The organism is Gilliamella sp. wkB72, from assembly GCF_001693745.1.
In the GTDB taxonomy this organism is placed as follows: Bacteria; Pseudomonadota; Gammaproteobacteria; order Enterobacterales; family Orbaceae; genus Gilliamella; species Gilliamella apicola_E.
The window spans coordinates 110,541-126,683 of record NZ_LZEI01000002.1; the positions used below are offsets into that span (position 1 = coordinate 110,541).

A 16,143-nucleotide genomic window follows, 5' to 3' on the forward strand; every position below is an offset into this window, starting at 1 on the left:
AAAAAATATTTAATATTAGAGTTAATATTATTTATGACAATCCTCATCATCAAATAAGTCATTTGGGTGTACTTATCATCGTAAAAAATTATCTGGAAAAGGAATATCAATAAAAACTAGCCAGCAATTTAAAAACGATAGTTTTATATAATTCGCTATTATCTTTTAATACTCTTAAAAAATAATTCTTATCTCACTTGTTTTATGATGATATTTTGTTTTAATAGTCAATAAAGATTTCTTTATATAACATCTACCGTTGGAAATAAAATATGAAAAATGTTGGTTTTGTTGGTTGGCGTGGAATGGTTGGTTCCGTCCTTATGCAACGTATGGTTGAAGAGCATGATTTTGATTATATCAATCCTGTTTTCTTTTCTACTTCTCAAGCTGGTCAAGCTGCCCCTACCTTTGGTGGTAAAACAGGAACATTACAAAGTGCCGATAATATTGATGCTTTGAAAGCATTAGATATTATAGTGACTTGCCAAGGTGGTGATTATACTTCTGAAATTTATAAAAAATTGCGTGCAACTGGCTGGCAAGGTTACTGGATTGATGCGGCATCAACATTGAGAATGGAAGATGAAGCAATCATTGTTCTTGATCCAGTCAATAAAGCTAATATTCATGCAGCTTTAGATAGAGGTATCAAAACCTTTGTTGGTGGTAACTGTACTGTAAGTTTAATGTTAATGTCGCTTGGTGGATTGTTTGCTGAAAACTTAGTTGATTGGGTATCGGTATCAACTTATCAAGCTGCTTCAGGTGGCGGTGCGCGTCATATGCGTGAATTGCTTACCCAAATGGGTATGTTAAACGCCGAAGTAGCTAAAGAGCTACAAGACCCTAATTCTTCGATCTTAGATATTGAACGGAAAGTGACGCAAAAAATGCGTGATGGTAGTTTACCAACAGATAATTTTGGTGTGCCATTAGCGGGTAGTTTAATCCCTTGGATTGATAAAGCTCTTGATAATGGTCAAAGTAAAGAAGAATGGAAAGGCCAGGCTGAAACGAATAAGATTTTAGGTACTAGCCAAATTATTCCTGTTGATGGACTTTGTGTGCGTATTGGAGCATTACGTTGCCATAGTCAATCATTTACCATCAAACTCAAAAAAGACATCAGTGTGCCAGAAGTTGAAAAATTACTTGCTGCGCATAATGATTGGGTTAAAGTTATACCTAACGATCGTGATTTATCGATGCGTGAGCTGACTCCGGCAGCTGTTACTGGTACATTAACTACGCCAGTTGGACGTTTACGTAAACTTAATATGGGTAAAGACTATTTATCAGCCTTTACTGTTGGCGACCAGTTATTATGGGGAGCTGCCGAACCATTAAGAAGAATGCTTCGCATTTTAGCTTAATCAAAAAAAGCCCGGTAGCCGGGCTTTTTTTGTTATATATGCACATTATAATGTAATGTTGTTTTCTAACAATGTCATTAATAATGAACCATTAAATAACGCTTGTTGTATTAATGCAAATGCACCAATTGCTGAACGGTCATTAAGCGATGAACAATTGATAGTAAGATTTTTTCTCAACTCTTCTAAACTTTGTGCGTTTAACGCGCTGTTTACCGCATTTAACAACACTTCTGATGATTTAGTTAATTCACCCGCTAACACAATTCGTTGTGGATTAAAAATATTCACCATCATAGCAACAGCACGACCAAGATTTTCACCAGCATCTTTGACTAACTTAATTGCCAGCTCATCGCCTTGGTTAGCATATTTACAAATAGTGGAAATATTACAGTTATCTAAACTTAATTTAGTTGGATAACCTTGCTCAATCATCTGTTTAGCTCGAAACTCGATTGCTTTATTAACTACACGATTTTCCAAACAGCCAAAATTTCCACAATGGCAACGCTCTCCTAACGCATCGATTTGGATGTGTCCAACTTCACAAGCACTTTGATTATGGTTTGTTAATAGTTGCTGATTGACAATTACACCGGACCCCACACCGCGATGTACACGAATCAAAATTGAGTCATCAACATCTTGAGTTGAGCCAAAATAACTTTCGGCTAAAGCTAAACTTTGAATATCATTGCCAATAAAAATCGAAATGTTAAATTTATTACGAAGAACGTCAGCTAGAGGCCAAGCTTTAACTTGAATATGGGGTGTATAACGAATAATCCCGCGAACAGAGTCAATCAAACCTGGTAATACCACTGATATAGCAACAAGATGTTTTATTTTTTTGCTATTTTGCTCTATGAACTGTTCAATTAATGCAATTAAATATTCTTCAGCTGATTCTTGGGTAAACGAGGTTAATGGATAAACTTCAGATACTAAACAGTTAGCACCAAGGTCATATAGTTCAATGGTAACATGGGAACGACTTAATTGAATGGCAATAGTCTGATAGTAACCAAATTTTGCTTGTATTGACACAGCTGGACGCCCACCAGTTGATTGCTGTGCATCAACTTCTTTGATTAAATTTTTTTTAATAAGTTGGCGAGTAATTTTGGTTATACTGGCTGGTGCTAATTGACTAATTTCGGCGAGTTGTATCCGTGAAACTGGGGCTTGCTGAACAATCAAACGGTAAATCATAGCGTAATTTAATTGTTTGATTAGCTCAGCATTGCCAACTAGGTGTAGATAATTAAAGGTCATATTTTATCTCAATATTTTCATTAACTATCTAACATTCTAGCGGGTCATTACTCCATTAACAACCGTTTTCACGTTTGAAAAATCACGATTAAAAATAACTAAGTTCGCAATTTTACTTTCACTAATTGTACCAAGTTGTTTATCAACACCAATTGCTTTTGCTGGATAAAGCGTTGCCATCCTTAGTGCTTCATCTAAAGCGATACCAACATATTCAACTGCATTTTTAACAGCTTCAATCATAGTTAATGCTGAACCACCTAATGTGCCATTTTCATCAACACAACGGCCATCTTTATAATAGATAGTTTTATCAGCAAATACGCCAGAGGTTAAATTGGACCCTGCTAATAACATAGCATCAGTAATCAAAATTAAATGATCTTGTTTAATTTTATGACTATTACGAATATTAGCCCAACTTACGTGTTGACCATCAGCAATAATACCGACATAAACTTCGGGTTCATCATAAATTGCGCCAACAACACCAGGCTCACGGCCAGTAATATAAGGCATTGCATTAAATAGATGCGTTCCTAAACGGATACCAGCATTAAAACCACGACGACAATCTTCATAATGACCGTTAGAATGACCGACAGAAACATGAATACCAGCATCAGCTAATTGCTTAATAAAGTGAGATTCAACTTTTTCAGGTGCTAACGTAATGATTTTTATAACATCAGCATTTTCACAAAGGAAGTCGATCATTTTTTGTGAAGGTTGACGGATGTAATTTACATTATGAATACCTTTTTTTTCTGGATTAATATAAGGTCCTTCAAGATGCAAACCTAATGCTTGGTTTGGATGTTTAGCCAAGTACTCACGCATAACGTTTACTGCTTTAATCATAAATTCATCAGTTGATGTGATTAAAGTGGGTAAATAGCTTGTACAACCATAAACTAGATTAGTTTTTTGCATTTTTTCTAATGTCTCGACACTTAACGCATCGAGGGTCTCATTAAATTGTACACCACCACAACCATTGACTTGAATATCAATAAGACCCGGTGCAACAATGGCACCTTGTAAATCTTCAGCAGTGATATTAGCTGGTAGTTCTTCTTGTTTACAAACTTTGGCAATCTTATCGCCGTCGATAATAACGGCGTGATTTTCAAGAATTTCATAACCAGTGTAAATACGACAATTTGTTAATGCGTACATTGAGTTATCCTTTATAAAACGGTCACTTTAAGGTTATCAGCTTCCATTTGTTTAAAATATTTTAGTGTTTTCACTTTAAGATCATCAGTACTTGGCTCATCACAAACAATAATTGATGCCGGATGCATTTGTAATGCGGTAACTGTCCATAAATGATTAACGCATCCTTCAACACCTGCTTGTAACGCTAAACTTTTGTTGTGTCCACAAACTAATAAGATCACTTCCTGTGCATCCATTAATGTTGCAACACCGATAGTTAACGCATGTTTTGGAACTTGTTTGATATCATTATCAAAGAAGCGTGAGTTAGCGATAATTGTGTCTTCAGTTAAAGTTTTAATCCGAGTTCTTGAACAAAGTGAAGAACCTGGTTCGTTAAATGCAATATGTCCATCTTGACCAACACCACCAACGAAAATATTGATTTTACCGTAAGATCTAATCTTTTCTTCATATTCGCGGCATTCTTGATCGATATCTGGTGCATTACCATTTAATATATGGATGTTATTTTTATCAATATCAATATGGTTGAAGAATTTTTCATACATAAAAGTGTGATAACTTTGAGGGTGATCTTCTGGAAGACCAACATACTCATCCATATTAAAGGTAACAACGTGTTTAAAACTGACTTTACCTGCTTGATATTGTTTGATGAGTTGTTGATACATAACTAGCGGAGAACTACCTGTAGGTAAACCTAATAAAAACGGACGTTCCGCTGTCGGTTTGAATTGATTAATTTTGTTAACAATGCGCTGTGCTACCCAAGCGCCGACTTCTTGCGCATTTACTAAAGGAATAAGTCTCATAAGATACAGCCTCTTCTGATATAATTAAATAAAATCTTTTTTTTTAACGTAAAATATGTTGAGCATATTCTACTATATTAAACTAATTAATCAAAAATAAATCGTGACATAAATCACAAAAAGCAAACATTTAATTTGCGAAGTAAAATAATATAATGTGAAATATAGTTGACTTACTTACATTTACTTAAAGATGTGAAATTTCATTATTTTTTAAGTAACCCAAAATAATAATATGAGGTAAAACTTATGGGAATTTTAGCTTATTTACAACGCATTGGGCGTTCATTAATGGTGCCGGTGGCAGTATTACCTGCGGCGGCAATATTGCTTGGTATAGGTTACTGGATTGATCCAAATGGTTGGGGACAAAATAGCATTATTGCTGCCTTTTTAATAAAATCTGGTGGTGCAATTATTGAAAACATGCCAATCCTATTTGCTATAGGTGTTGCTTATGGTATGTCTAAAGATAAAGATGGTGCAGCTGCATTATCTGGATTAGTCGGTTTTTTAGTTGTCACAACATTACTTTCACCAAGTTCTATTGCATTATTTAATGGTATTGATACTAGTGTTGATGGTTGGCAAACACAAATTTCCCCTGCATTTAAAAAAATTAATAATCAGTTTGTTGGTATTTTAGTTGGTATTATTGCAGCTGAATTATATAACCGATTCAGTTCTGTTGAATTACATAAAGCGTTAGCTTTTTTTAGTGGTAAACGATTAGTTCCCATTATTGTTTCTATCGTTATGCTATTAGTTTCTGCTGTTTTATATTTTATATGGCCATCTATTTATGATGCATTAGTTGCTTTTGGTAAATACATTAAAGATTTAGGCTCTATTGGGGCGGGTATTTATGGCTTCTTTAACCGTTTGTTAATTCCGGTCGGCTTACACCACGCACTTAACTCGGTATTTTGGTTTGATGTGGCTGGCATCAATGATATACCAACTTTCCTTGGTGGACAAAAATCAATTGATGATGGATTAGCAACCATTGGTATTACCGGTCGCTATCAAGCAGGATTTTTCCCAATTATGATGTTTGGTTTACCAGGTGCAGCATTAGCCATGTATCATACAGCTAAAAAAGGCAATAAAGATAAAACCGCATCGATCATGTTAGCGGCTTCATTTGCAGCATTTTTCACTGGGGTTACTGAACCTTTAGAATTTGCTTTTATGTTTGTAGCACCTGTACTTTATGTGATCCATGCTATTTTAACTGGAATTTCACTATTTATCGCCGCAATCATGCAATGGATAGCTGGTTTTGGCTTTAGTGCAGGTTTAATCGATATGCTGTTATCCAGCCGCAATCCTTTAGCTGTACATTGGTATATGCTTATTCTTCAAGGTGTCGTATTTTTCTTTGTATATTATATTGTGTTCCGTTTTGTTATTGTTAAATTCAATCTTAAAACTCCGGGACGTGAAGACGATGTAACCGATACTACAGCTGAAGAGAATGTACCAACTGTAGGTGATACTTCTAAGCTTGCTGAACAATATTTAGTTATCGTTGGTGGTAAAGAAAATCTAACTAATATTGATGCTTGTATCACACGTTTACGTTTGAATGTTCATGATTCAGATTTGGTTGATGAACAAGCAGCTAAAGCACTTGGTGCAATGGCAGTGATAAAACTAGGTAAAACTGGCGTTCAAATTGTTGTTGGTCAACAAGCTGAGAAGATTGCCGATAAAATGAAAAAATTAGTTTAATATCAATTTTATTAAATAAGTTTTATCAATATTCTCCTCGTGGTAGTAATGATAAAAGCCACGAGGATTTTTATTATCTTTGGCAAGCATAGATTTTGTTTATAGAATTATAAAAAAAGTTGAGGAGCGGGGTTTTTGAAGCTAATTAAAAGCGTAAAATAGTGTCTTGATCCGCAAGTAACTGATGAAACTGGGTAATTTCGATTTGTTGGTTAGGAATGTTGAGGGCAATCTGGCTTAAATTCCGCTCATCTAAAGCTGTTTTACAAACATAAACATCTTCAATGTCATAAAGTTCTAACATATTAAAGGTTGCTATGTAATCTCGCATTAAAATCTCTTCTGGATGTTGATTAGGTAACAGATGAAAAACACCATCGCCCATAAAAAAGACAGAAATATGATTAAATGTTGATAAGGCTAAAGCGGTATCCAATGCTTCTCGGCCTTTTGCATTGCCGTGTGGTGGAGTACTAATAATAATTGCTACGTTTTTCATCTAATCTACCTTTTTAAAATTGTAGAATTCGATCAGAATTTGCTACTGCCTCACTCAACTCACCAAGACCGGTTAGTTCAAAATGTTCAGCAAGGTTTTCTATACTAATTCCCCTTCTTTGTGCTGCTGCCACGCAAACCTTAAGCTTTAAAGCATTTTGTTTTGCTAAGTCTTGCCATGCTTTGACGAGATCAAATTCATCATTGGCGGGATCAGTAAAATGATTAGCGTTATAGACACCGTCAGCATAAAAAAAGATGCTATTGATTGAATGATTTGTATTTGAAGATAATGTTTGAGCAAATTGATAAGCACAATAAGCAGATTGGGTCCCATAAGCGGGACCCATAATAACCAGCGTATAACTTAATGGTTTCATCAAATTAGTTTGGTGCTTGTACTGGTCGAACAGTTGGAACAGCTTCTTCGTTGTTATCTTTATCAATACCAAGCAATTCAACTTCAAAAACTAAAGTTGACGCAGGGGTAATATTGGCGTTGTCACCTTGGCTTGGCAAGCTTTTATCTTCATAAGCTAATTCTGGTGGAACAACTAATTTAATTTTACCGCCAACACCAATGAGTTGAATTCCTTCAGTCCAACCTTTGATTACACCGTTAAGTGGAAAGGTTGCTGGCTCATTTCGGTCATAAGAACTATCGAATTTACGACCATCAGTTAATGTACCAACATAGTGAACGATAACAGTATCATTGGCAGTTGGGTGGGCTCCTTTACCTTCTTGAATAACTTTATATAATAAACCTGATTTAGTTTTTATTACTCCAGGTTCTTTGGCAAATGCTTCACGGAATTTTTCACCCGCTGCGGTATTTTCAGTTTTTTGCTTTTCAAAACGCGCTTGGCTTTCTTCTTGAATACGTTTACCGAAAGCTTCTAGAATTGTATTCACTTCTTCTTGATTAAGTTGTGAATTACCTTTCATGGTTTCATTAAATCCACTGATTAGATATTCTTGGTCTGCTTTTACTTCATTTTGTTCTAAGTTTGATTTTAAGTAGTTAGCAAATGAAGAACCTAAAGCATAAGACTCTTTTTGAGCTTCAGTGGCAATTTTTATTTTATTGTTTAGAGAATCAGCTTTTTCAGTTGTAGTTGAAACTGGGTTTTCGGCGTTATCATCGGTTTTAGTTGTTTCTGCTTTATTTTCTACTGGCGCAGGCGCTGTTTCGGTAGCATTTGTTGTCGTAGTAGTAGGTGTTTTGTTTTCTACTGGCGCAGGTGTTGTTTCAGTAGCATTTGTTGTTGTAGTAGCAGGTGTTTTGTTTTCTTCGGTAGTTTTTTTATCATCACAACCTGCAAGTGCTAATACGATAGCACTACTTATCAATGTCATTTTAATAAATGATTTCATTTCACTCTCCAAGTTAAAAGATCTTTTAGCTAAATATTCACGGTATTATATATGATCTATTATAGGATAATATAGTTTTTACGTATCTTTTATCTAATTAATTTATATAAAATTAGCTTTATTTGTTATTGAAAACTGTAAAAACACACAGGAAAATCACTACAGCCTGTATGTGTTAATAAGATAGTACTGCTTATTAATGTCAATTTAATAAATGAGTTCAATTCACTCTCTAAGCTAAACGACCTTTTAGTTAAATATCAATCGTATTATATGATCTACTATAAGACAAAATATTTTTTAAGCATCTTTTATATAAAATTAAGTTTATTTGTTATTGAAAACTGTAAAAATACACTGAAAAATCACTCCTTGAGTGAAAGAGGTATCCTCAGTTATAATAGATCCAATTTATAGTAAATATTGTATAAGGATAGCTATTTTGACTACCGAACTTAATACCCTTGATATTGAAGAAATCATAAGCTTACTGCCTCATCGTTACCCATTTTTAATGGTTGATCGCGTACTTAGTTATGAAAAAGGCAAAACATTAAAGGCCATTAAAAATGTTACTTTTAATGAACCATTCTTTCAAGGCCACTTTCCAAATAAACCGATTTTCCCTGGTGTATTAATTTTAGAAGCGATGGCGCAAGCGACTGGAATTTTAGCTTTTAAAAGTATTGAAGAGTTATCGCCAGGACAGCTTTATTATTTTGCTTCAATCGATAAAGCGCGTTTTAAACGTCCTGTAGTACCAGGTGACCAAATCCTACTTGATGTTGAATATATTAAAGAGCGTCGTGGTATTGCATTGTTCCATGGTGTTGCAACAGTTGATGGTAAACTGGTTTGTGAAGCCGAAATGATGTGTGCTCGTAAATAATATTGATTTTGAAATATCCCAAATGTATTAAGGAATTGCTATGGCAACGGAAATACACCCAAGTTCAGTAATAGAAAAGGGGGCAAAGATTGGTGATAACGTCAAAATCGGGCCTTTTTGTTATATTGGTGAACATGTTGAAATTGGTGATGGCACTTTTTTAAAATCACATGTTGTCGTTAATGGCCACACCAAAATTGGTCAAAATAATCAAATCTATCAATTTGCTTCAATCGGTGAAGTTAACCAAGATCTAAAATATCGTGGAGAACCAACTCGCACTGAAATTGGTGATCGTAATATGATTCGTGAAAGTGTGACGATTCATCGCGGTACTGTTCAAGGGGGGGAGTTAACGCGTATTGGTAGTGATAATTTATTCATGATTAATGCACACGTTGCTCATGATTGTATTATTGGTAATAATTGTATTTTAGCGAATAATGCAACGCTTGGCGGTCATGTGCAGTTAGACAATCATGTTATTATTGGTGGTATGACAGCTGTACATCAATTTTGTGTTATCGGATCTCACGTAATGGTTGGTGGTTGTTCTGGTGTTGCCCAAGATGTTCCTCCTTATGTTATTGCACAAGGCAATCATGCAACACCACATGGCGTTAACTATGAAGGATTGAAACGTCGAGGTTTTAGTAAAGAAGCACTACAAGCCATTCGTAATACTTACAAAATTCTTTATCGAAATGGGTTAACCCTTGACGATGCTAAAGTTGAAATTGAATCGTTAGCTAAACAGTACCCTGAAGTTCAACTGTTTACTGACTTTTTTGCTCGTTCGACTCGTGGCATTATTCGTTAATGACTGATAAAGCTTTAACTGTAGCACTTGTCGCTGGTGAAACATCTGGTGACATTTTAGGTGCAGGTTTAATTCGTTCTCTCAAAAAACACCATCCAAATATTCAATTTGTTGGAATTGCTGGACCACAAATGCAAGCTGAAGGCTGTAAAGCTTGGTATGAAATGGAAGAGTTGTCTGTGATGGGCATTGTCGAGGTATTAGGTCGATTACGTCGTATTTTAGCTATTCGTCGGGATATCACTAAACGTCTTATTGAACTAAAACCTGATATATTTATTGGTATTGATGCGCCTGATTTTAATCTTTCATTAGAAGGTAAACTCAAACAAGCTGGTATTAAAACTATTCATTATGTGAGCCCATCAGTTTGGGCTTGGAAACAAAAGCGCGTGTTTAAGATTAAACGAAACACTAATCTTATCTTAGCTTTTCTTCCTTTTGAAAAAGCCTTTTACGATAAATTTGATGTTCCTTGTCGTTTTATTGGTCATAAAATGGCTGATGATATTCCTTTAGAACCAGATCAAACAGCAATGCGTCAACAATTAGGTATCCCGCTTGATTGCCAATGCTTAGCACTTTTACCTGGCAGCCGTCATGCTGAAGTGATGTTATTATCTGAGCCTTTTTTAAAGGCGGCTCAATTACTACGTGACCAATTTCCTGATTTACATATTGTGGTTCCTTTAGCGAATGAAAAAAGGAAACAAGAGTTTGAGCGAATTAAAGCTGAGATCGCACCACAATTTAATGTGCAGTTATTAGATGGTCATGCTCGTGAAGCAATGATTGCCAGTAATGCGGCAATTTTAGCGTCTGGAACGGTTGCTCTTGAATGTATGTTAGCGAAATGCCCAATGGTTGTCGGTTACAAAATGAAAGCTTTTACGTTTTGGTTGGCTAAAAAGTTAATCAAAACGCCTTATGTGTCGTTACCAAATATCTTAGCAGGTAAAGAAATAGTGCCTGAGTTGCTACAACATGATTGTACACCAGAAAATATCGCTAATCATGTTCTTCCTTTTTTAGAAAGTGATAATACCGAATTAAAAGCGACATTTTTAGCTTTGCATAAACAAATTCGTTGTAATGCAGATGAACAAGCAGCACAAGCTGTACTTGATGTATTAGAGGATTCACATTGTTGTTAGAATTTACCTACCCTGATGCCACTTTAATTGCTGGAGTTGATGAAGTTGGACGAGGCCCTCTGTGTGGTGATGTTGTTACTGCTGCTGTGATTTTAGATCCAAATAAACCGATAGAGGGATTAACCGATTCTAAAAAGCTGACAGAAAAAAAACGTGAAGCTTTATTTGATATTATCAAGCAAAATGCATTAGCGTGGAGTGTTGCAAGAGCATCAGTCGATGAGATTGATAAGCTTAATATTCTTCATGCCACTATGCTGGCTATGCAACGGGCGGTGTCTGGCTTAAAAATCAAACCCAATTATGTTTTAGTGGATGGCAATCGTTGTCCTGAATTTGGTATTCAAACACAAGCCGTCGTTAAAGGCGATTTACTTGTTGCTGAAATTAGTGCTGCGTCGATTCTTGCGAAAGTGACTCGTGATCGTGAAATGGTTGAATTAGACAAATTGTATCCACAATACGGATTGGCAAAGCATAAAGGATATCCCACTAAAGATCACCTAATGGCTATAGAATCACACGGTATCAACCATTTGTATCGTAAGAGTTTTGCTCCAATTAAGAGATTGTTACTTATCTAATTCGACCAATGTTGATCTACCGTTATTAATAATGGTGAATTGAATATAGCGACTGGTGAAATAACGGTTTCTTGATAAGGGATCTTATCTCCATAGCGTTCAGTTAGTTTTTGTTTAACTGCTGGTGCTGACAGATTAAAATCTTTAATCCTTTGTAATTGTCCAATTTTTAAGTTAAGTGCTTTATTATAAATTTTCCAAACTAGTTCTGAGCAATAAATATACTTATCATCCCAGCCAAACCAAATATCGTAAGGCTTATTTTCAAATGAATGAGCAACTCGTTTTAAATTAGCAATTTCTTTTTGTGATAAAGCGTGATCTTTTAGACGTTTAATGACATATTTTCTGTTTTTTCCTCGATTTACCCATTTATCAAACGGTGTATAGACCACTTTAGATGCTGCTTCAAAGACATAAGGTTTTCCATTTTTAATAAAAATTATTCCCATGTGACTATAAGGTGACTTGGTTGCTTGCTCAATCGCTTTGCTTTGGTTTGATTGAGAAGATTGGAAAATAATATCGCCATCAAGTGGTTGATAATCTGCTGTGGCCGCTGTGTAAGTAGCGAAAAGTAATGTAATAATTAAAATAAAACGCATAATTTTATAATTAAAAAAACAAATCAAGGTAATATTATAAAATTATTAGCTAAAATAGCTACTTAAATAAATTTTAAGTAGCTTTTAGTCGTGTTTCAGTCATTAATCCCGATTACTGAAAATAGATGTCGATTTTGTTTTGTACATAACTTTACTGGCACGAGCAAAACGAATCGTTTTGAAAATACCTAACAAGCTAGCTTGATGCATTCGATACAACAATCGATGAATAATTAGCGCAAACCATCCCTTTACACCCATTTCACTTTTTCCGGCTATTTTAACCACACCTTGCGCGGTATCATGTAAAGAAATGATTGTGCCATTATCGGTATACTTAAACGATTTTAATGGCTTATTATCTAATATGTTGATAATGTTTTCGTAACAAATTTTTGCCATTTGATGTGCAGCTTGAGCCGTAGGTGGTGAGGCATGGCCATTGTCTTGCATTGCGTAAGCGCAATCGCCGATAACAAAAATATTGTCATCACGAGAAGTTTGCAATGTTGGTTTTACCACCAATTGATTTGAACGACTTGACTCTAATCCCGCAATTTCTTTTAAATAATCAGGAGCTTTAACACCCGCAGTCCAGATCATAATATCGGCTTTAATAGTATCGCCTTCTTTTGGATAAAATCCATCGCTTTCAGCCTTAGTAATCATGGTCTTGGTTAATACATGGATACCCTGTTTTTCAAGTGTTTTAGTAATACTTGCCGCGGTCTTTTCTGGTAGAGCTGGTAAAATACGATCTGTTGCTTCAATAACTGACACATCTAAAAGATCGGAACACATCTTATTACGACCACAGGCACCAAATGCTTCCACCATGTGTGGTAGTTCAGAAGCTAACTCAACGCCAGTTGCACCACCACCTACGATAGCAATCCGTATTTTATCTTCGTCGGTGCTTTGATCATTATCGATAATTGAACAGAAGCTGGTGAATTTATTTATTAAGGTTTCTCGCAAGCGAATCGCTGCATTTTGATCGTCTAAGAAGATACAATGTTCTTTGACACCAGGCGTACCAAAATCGTTAGAAGTACTACCAATGGCAATAACTAAAATGTCGTAATCAATAGCGACTGATTCATCTTGATGATTGATAATAGTGATTTGTTTTTGGTCCCGATTAAGGTCAGTAAAGGTACCCTGGGTAAATTCGAAATTATGTTGTTGTCCTTGAGACGCATAATAAATATTATCAACTTGCTCATCAAGTACACCTGTTGCTACTTCATGTAATAATGGTTTCCATAAATGATAACTGTTTTTATCAATTAGGGTAATTTGAGCTTTGTCCGTTTTGCCTAACTTATCACCTAGGTCAGTAGCGAGCTCTAAACCGCCGGCACCACCACCAATAATAATTATTTTTTGCATATTTCAAGCCTTATTATTTCAATTATAAAATATCATACTAAATAAGTAGGTTTTTATCTATTTCTTTTGACTGATAACATTTATAAATGAAATCTATTAAAATGGAGGTTTACAATTATTGAAATTTATTCAAGGGTGAAATAGAATATCGTTCAATATAGTTGTAAATAATCCCATTTGCCCTTATATGGGCATAGAAATATAGCTTGAATTGATTAAATAAATCGCTATATCGTATGATATATTAATCATTTTTGAAGTATGTTAATTCTTTTGCATACAATTATCCTAGTTCTTTAGGCCTTATCTTACAATTGTCACTCAAAACAAATTTATGAATAAAAAAATTTTTATTGTTATTGCATTGATTGTTATTTTAATTTCGATGACGATCTTAATACGTGCTCATAGCAGCCAGCTTATTTTGCAAGGTGAAGTTGATGCACCTAATGTCAGCATATCCTCTAAAGCCAAGGGGCGAGTTCAAGTAATTCATGTCAATCGAGGCGATGATGTTAAACAAAATGATGTCTTAATTACGCTTGACAGTCCTGAGCTTTTAGCTCAAGTTAAAGCTGCCGAAGCTGGGCGAGATCAAGCAAAAGCGCAAGTTGAACTTTCTCAAAACGGTACTCGTGAAGAAAGTATTCGCTATTATGAAGCGTTATTGGAACAAGCAAAAGTTTCTTATGATAATGCTTCGAAAGAGTACAATCGTAATAAAGCCATTTCGGCAAAAGGTTTTGTCTCACAATCAATATTGGATAATGCCCTTAAAACACGAGATGCTGCTCACCAGCAGGTTTTGTCAGCCCAAGCCAATTTAGATCAAGCGAAAAACGGTGATCGTATTGAACAGCGTGAGATCTATAATGCTAAATTGCAAGAGGCTGAAGAGCAACTTAAACAATTACAGATTCAATATGATGATCTGCAAGTCAAGGCGCCTGTAGATGGTGAGGTTGGTTCAATTCCTGCCGAAGTAGGCGAGCTGTTTAATGCAAATAGCCCACTATTAACAGTTATTCGATTACCACAAGCTTATTTTGTGTTTAATATTCGTGAGAATATTATGCCGAATATTCACAAGGGTGACCATGTTAAGTTGGAAGTTCCAGCGCTTGGCAATAAAGAAGTTGAAGCGGAAGTTCGTTTTATTTCACCAATGGGCGATTATGCAACTAAACGTGCTACTCGAGCAACGGGTGATTTCGATTTGAAAACCTTTGAAATTAGACTTTATCCAACTAAACCTGTTGAAGGCTTACGCGCAGGTATGAGTACATTATGGAAAATAGACAACTAATTTCAGATTTCTGGCATCGCTTTAAAGAAGCATTTAACGATGAAATTCCAGTTATATTTAAGCGTTTTACTTTCCATTGGTTAATGTGGATTTTACCGCTGATTATTTTTGTGATCATCAGCAGTATATTTTATCGAGGTGTATTATTTGATCTTCCAGTAGGTTATGTTGATCAAGATAAAAGTACCTTATCTCGTGAAATTATTCGGGATCTTAACGCTGGCGCGCACGCAAATCTAATTAATTATGATAATCAGTTAAAAATGGCTGAACGTGATTTAGAAAAAGCTAAAATCTACGCCATTCTCTACATACCGCCTAATTTTGAAGCCGATGTATTAGCTGGTCGTCAACCAACGCCGATGCTTTATTATAATGCTTTATATTATAGTGCTGGCTTATACTCTATTATGGACTATTCCGGCCTAATTGCTTCATTAAATACACAATATCGGACGACCATGGCAACCAGTATAGGTTTGCCCGTACCTAAGCTTTCTCAAGTTAATTTCAATTATGATGGGTTATTTAATGCTAGTGGTAACTCAATGTACTTCCAGCAATTTTCTGCGGTAGTTCATTTGTTACAATTATTTGTAGTTACCACAACAATTCATATTTTATCGCGATTACCTAAACGGACTCGGCCTAATTATCCATTTGTATTAGGTAAACTAGCTCCTTATACCATCTGGTATACCATGTTATTGATGTTTGAAATAGCTATGCTGGTTTTATTTTCTGATGCGCGCGTATCTGGTTCGCCATTTGCTATGATGCTGGTGGTATTCTTTTATGTTATTGCTGCGCAAAGTATTGGTATTTTGCTTTATACATTTACTAAAACAGTATTAGATGCATATACCTATATTGGGGTATTGGTGGGGCTTGCGTTGACCTATTCAGGAGTAGTGGTGCCTGAATTGTCGATGCCTTGGATAGCAAGATTTATTTCGTCACTTGAGCCTTTAACCTATGCACTGAATAAATTATTCGATCTCTTTTTGCGACATTCCAGTTATCTATCTGTACTAAAAACATGTGGTATTTTAATGATCTATCCAATAATTATTACAGTGTTAGTTAGAAAACGTTTAGTCAAACGTTTACATTCACAGTAAGAGGCAATATTT

Annotated in this window: 16 protein-coding genes; 8 read left to right on the forward strand and 8 right to left on the reverse strand. The window is 35.3% G+C overall.

The annotated features are described in order from the left end of the window. Positions 1-272: 272 nt before the first annotated feature. Positions 273-1,376, forward strand: a complete 1,104-nt coding sequence (gene asd / locus A9G07_RS00915; RefSeq protein WP_065562737.1) for an aspartate-semialdehyde dehydrogenase — start codon at positions 273-275, stop codon at positions 1,374-1,376. A 45-nt stretch (positions 1,377-1,421) separates the two neighbouring features. On the opposite strand, the gene A9G07_RS00920 is transcribed toward asd, so the two are convergent. Genes A9G07_RS00920 through nagB form a run of 3 tightly spaced genes read right to left on the reverse strand, consistent with a single transcriptional unit; the run spans position 1,422 to position 4,651 of the window. Then, on the reverse strand, positions 1,422-2,654 hold the full coding sequence (locus tag A9G07_RS00920; RefSeq protein WP_065562736.1) for an ROK family protein: 1,233 nt from the start codon (positions 2,652-2,654) through the stop codon (positions 1,422-1,424). A gap of 36 nt (positions 2,655-2,690) precedes the next feature. Beyond that, positions 2,691-3,833, reverse strand: a complete 1,143-nt coding sequence (gene nagA, locus A9G07_RS00925) for an N-acetylglucosamine-6-phosphate deacetylase (RefSeq protein ID WP_065733665.1) — start codon at positions 3,831-3,833, stop codon at positions 2,691-2,693. Positions 3,834-3,844: 11 nt separating this feature from the next. Then, positions 3,845-4,651, reverse strand: a complete 807-nt coding sequence (nagB, locus tag A9G07_RS00930; RefSeq protein ID WP_065733666.1) for a glucosamine-6-phosphate deaminase — start codon at positions 4,649-4,651, stop codon at positions 3,845-3,847. Between the two features lie 249 nt (positions 4,652-4,900). Here nagB and nagE point away from each other — a divergent pair, with 249 nt between their 5' ends. Further along, positions 4,901-6,385: an N-acetylglucosamine-specific PTS transporter subunit IIBC gene (nagE, locus tag A9G07_RS00935; RefSeq protein ID WP_065733667.1), complete on the forward strand. Its 1,485-nt coding sequence runs from the start codon at positions 4,901-4,903 to the stop codon at positions 6,383-6,385. A gap of 145 nt (positions 6,386-6,530) precedes the next feature. Here the strand turns inward: nagE and tusC are convergent, their stop codons facing one another. From tusC to fkpA, 3 genes are read right to left on the reverse strand one after another with little or no spacing between them, the layout of a single operon-like run. Beyond that, the gene (tusC, locus tag A9G07_RS00940) at positions 6,531-6,884 is read right to left on the reverse strand and encodes a sulfurtransferase complex subunit TusC (protein ID WP_065562732.1); all 354 of its coding nucleotides are present in this window, start codon (positions 6,882-6,884) and stop codon (positions 6,531-6,533) included. 13 nt (positions 6,885-6,897) lie between these two features. After that, positions 6,898-7,263: a sulfurtransferase complex subunit TusD gene (tusD, locus tag A9G07_RS00945; protein WP_065733668.1), complete on the reverse strand. Its 366-nt coding sequence runs from the start codon at positions 7,261-7,263 to the stop codon at positions 6,898-6,900. A gap of 4 nt (positions 7,264-7,267) precedes the next feature. Next, the gene (gene fkpA, locus A9G07_RS00950) at positions 7,268-8,260 is read right to left on the reverse strand and encodes an FKBP-type peptidyl-prolyl cis-trans isomerase (protein WP_065733669.1); all 993 of its coding nucleotides are present in this window, start codon (positions 8,258-8,260) and stop codon (positions 7,268-7,270) included. A 442-nt stretch (positions 8,261-8,702) separates the two neighbouring features. Here fkpA and fabZ point away from each other — a divergent pair, with 442 nt between their 5' ends. From fabZ to rnhB, 4 genes are read left to right on the forward strand one after another with little or no spacing between them, the layout of a single operon-like run. After that, a complete protein-coding gene (gene fabZ / locus A9G07_RS00955) occupies positions 8,703-9,149 on the forward strand; it encodes a 3-hydroxyacyl-ACP dehydratase FabZ (protein ID WP_065733670.1) in 447 nt (148 codons plus the stop codon). A 40-nt stretch (positions 9,150-9,189) separates the two neighbouring features. Continuing rightward, positions 9,190-9,969: an acyl-ACP--UDP-N-acetylglucosamine O-acyltransferase gene (gene lpxA, locus A9G07_RS00960; protein ID WP_065562729.1), complete on the forward strand. Its 780-nt coding sequence runs from the start codon at positions 9,190-9,192 to the stop codon at positions 9,967-9,969. Next, positions 9,969-11,123 carry a lipid-A-disaccharide synthase gene (lpxB, locus tag A9G07_RS00965; protein WP_065733671.1) on the forward strand — a complete coding sequence of 385 codons (1,155 nt, stop codon included), beginning with the start codon at positions 9,969-9,971 and terminating at the stop codon, positions 11,121-11,123. The genes lpxA and lpxB overlap by 1 nt, the downstream gene beginning before the upstream one ends. Beyond that, a complete protein-coding gene (gene rnhB / locus A9G07_RS00970) occupies positions 11,117-11,707 on the forward strand; it encodes a ribonuclease HII (protein ID WP_065733672.1) in 591 nt (196 codons plus the stop codon). Before lpxB ends, rnhB begins: the two co-directional genes overlap by 7 nt. Here the strand turns inward: rnhB and A9G07_RS00975 are convergent. Next, positions 11,704-12,312 carry a YiiX family permuted papain-like enzyme gene (locus A9G07_RS00975; RefSeq protein WP_065733673.1) on the reverse strand — a complete coding sequence of 203 codons (609 nt, stop codon included), beginning with the start codon at positions 12,310-12,312 and terminating at the stop codon, positions 11,704-11,706. The two genes, rnhB and A9G07_RS00975, sit on opposite strands and share 4 nt — an antisense overlap. 102 nt (positions 12,313-12,414) lie before the next feature. Continuing rightward, positions 12,415-13,704, reverse strand: coding sequence for an NAD(P)/FAD-dependent oxidoreductase (locus tag A9G07_RS00980; protein WP_065562725.1), 1,290 nt, complete (start codon positions 13,702-13,704; stop codon positions 12,415-12,417). Positions 13,705-14,038: 334 nt separating this feature from the next. On the opposite strand from A9G07_RS00980, the gene A9G07_RS00985 reads away from it, so the two are divergent. Both A9G07_RS00985 and A9G07_RS00990 read left to right on the forward strand, forming a co-directional pair. Further along, positions 14,039-15,010: an HlyD family secretion protein gene (locus A9G07_RS00985; RefSeq protein WP_065562724.1), complete on the forward strand. Its 972-nt coding sequence runs from the start codon at positions 14,039-14,041 to the stop codon at positions 15,008-15,010. Beyond that, positions 14,992-16,131 (forward strand): ABC transporter permease, encoded by a 1,140-nt coding sequence (locus A9G07_RS00990; protein WP_065562723.1) that lies wholly within the window; start codon positions 14,992-14,994, stop codon positions 16,129-16,131. The genes A9G07_RS00985 and A9G07_RS00990 overlap by 19 nt, the downstream gene beginning before the upstream one ends. Positions 16,132-16,143: the final 12 nt, after the last annotated feature.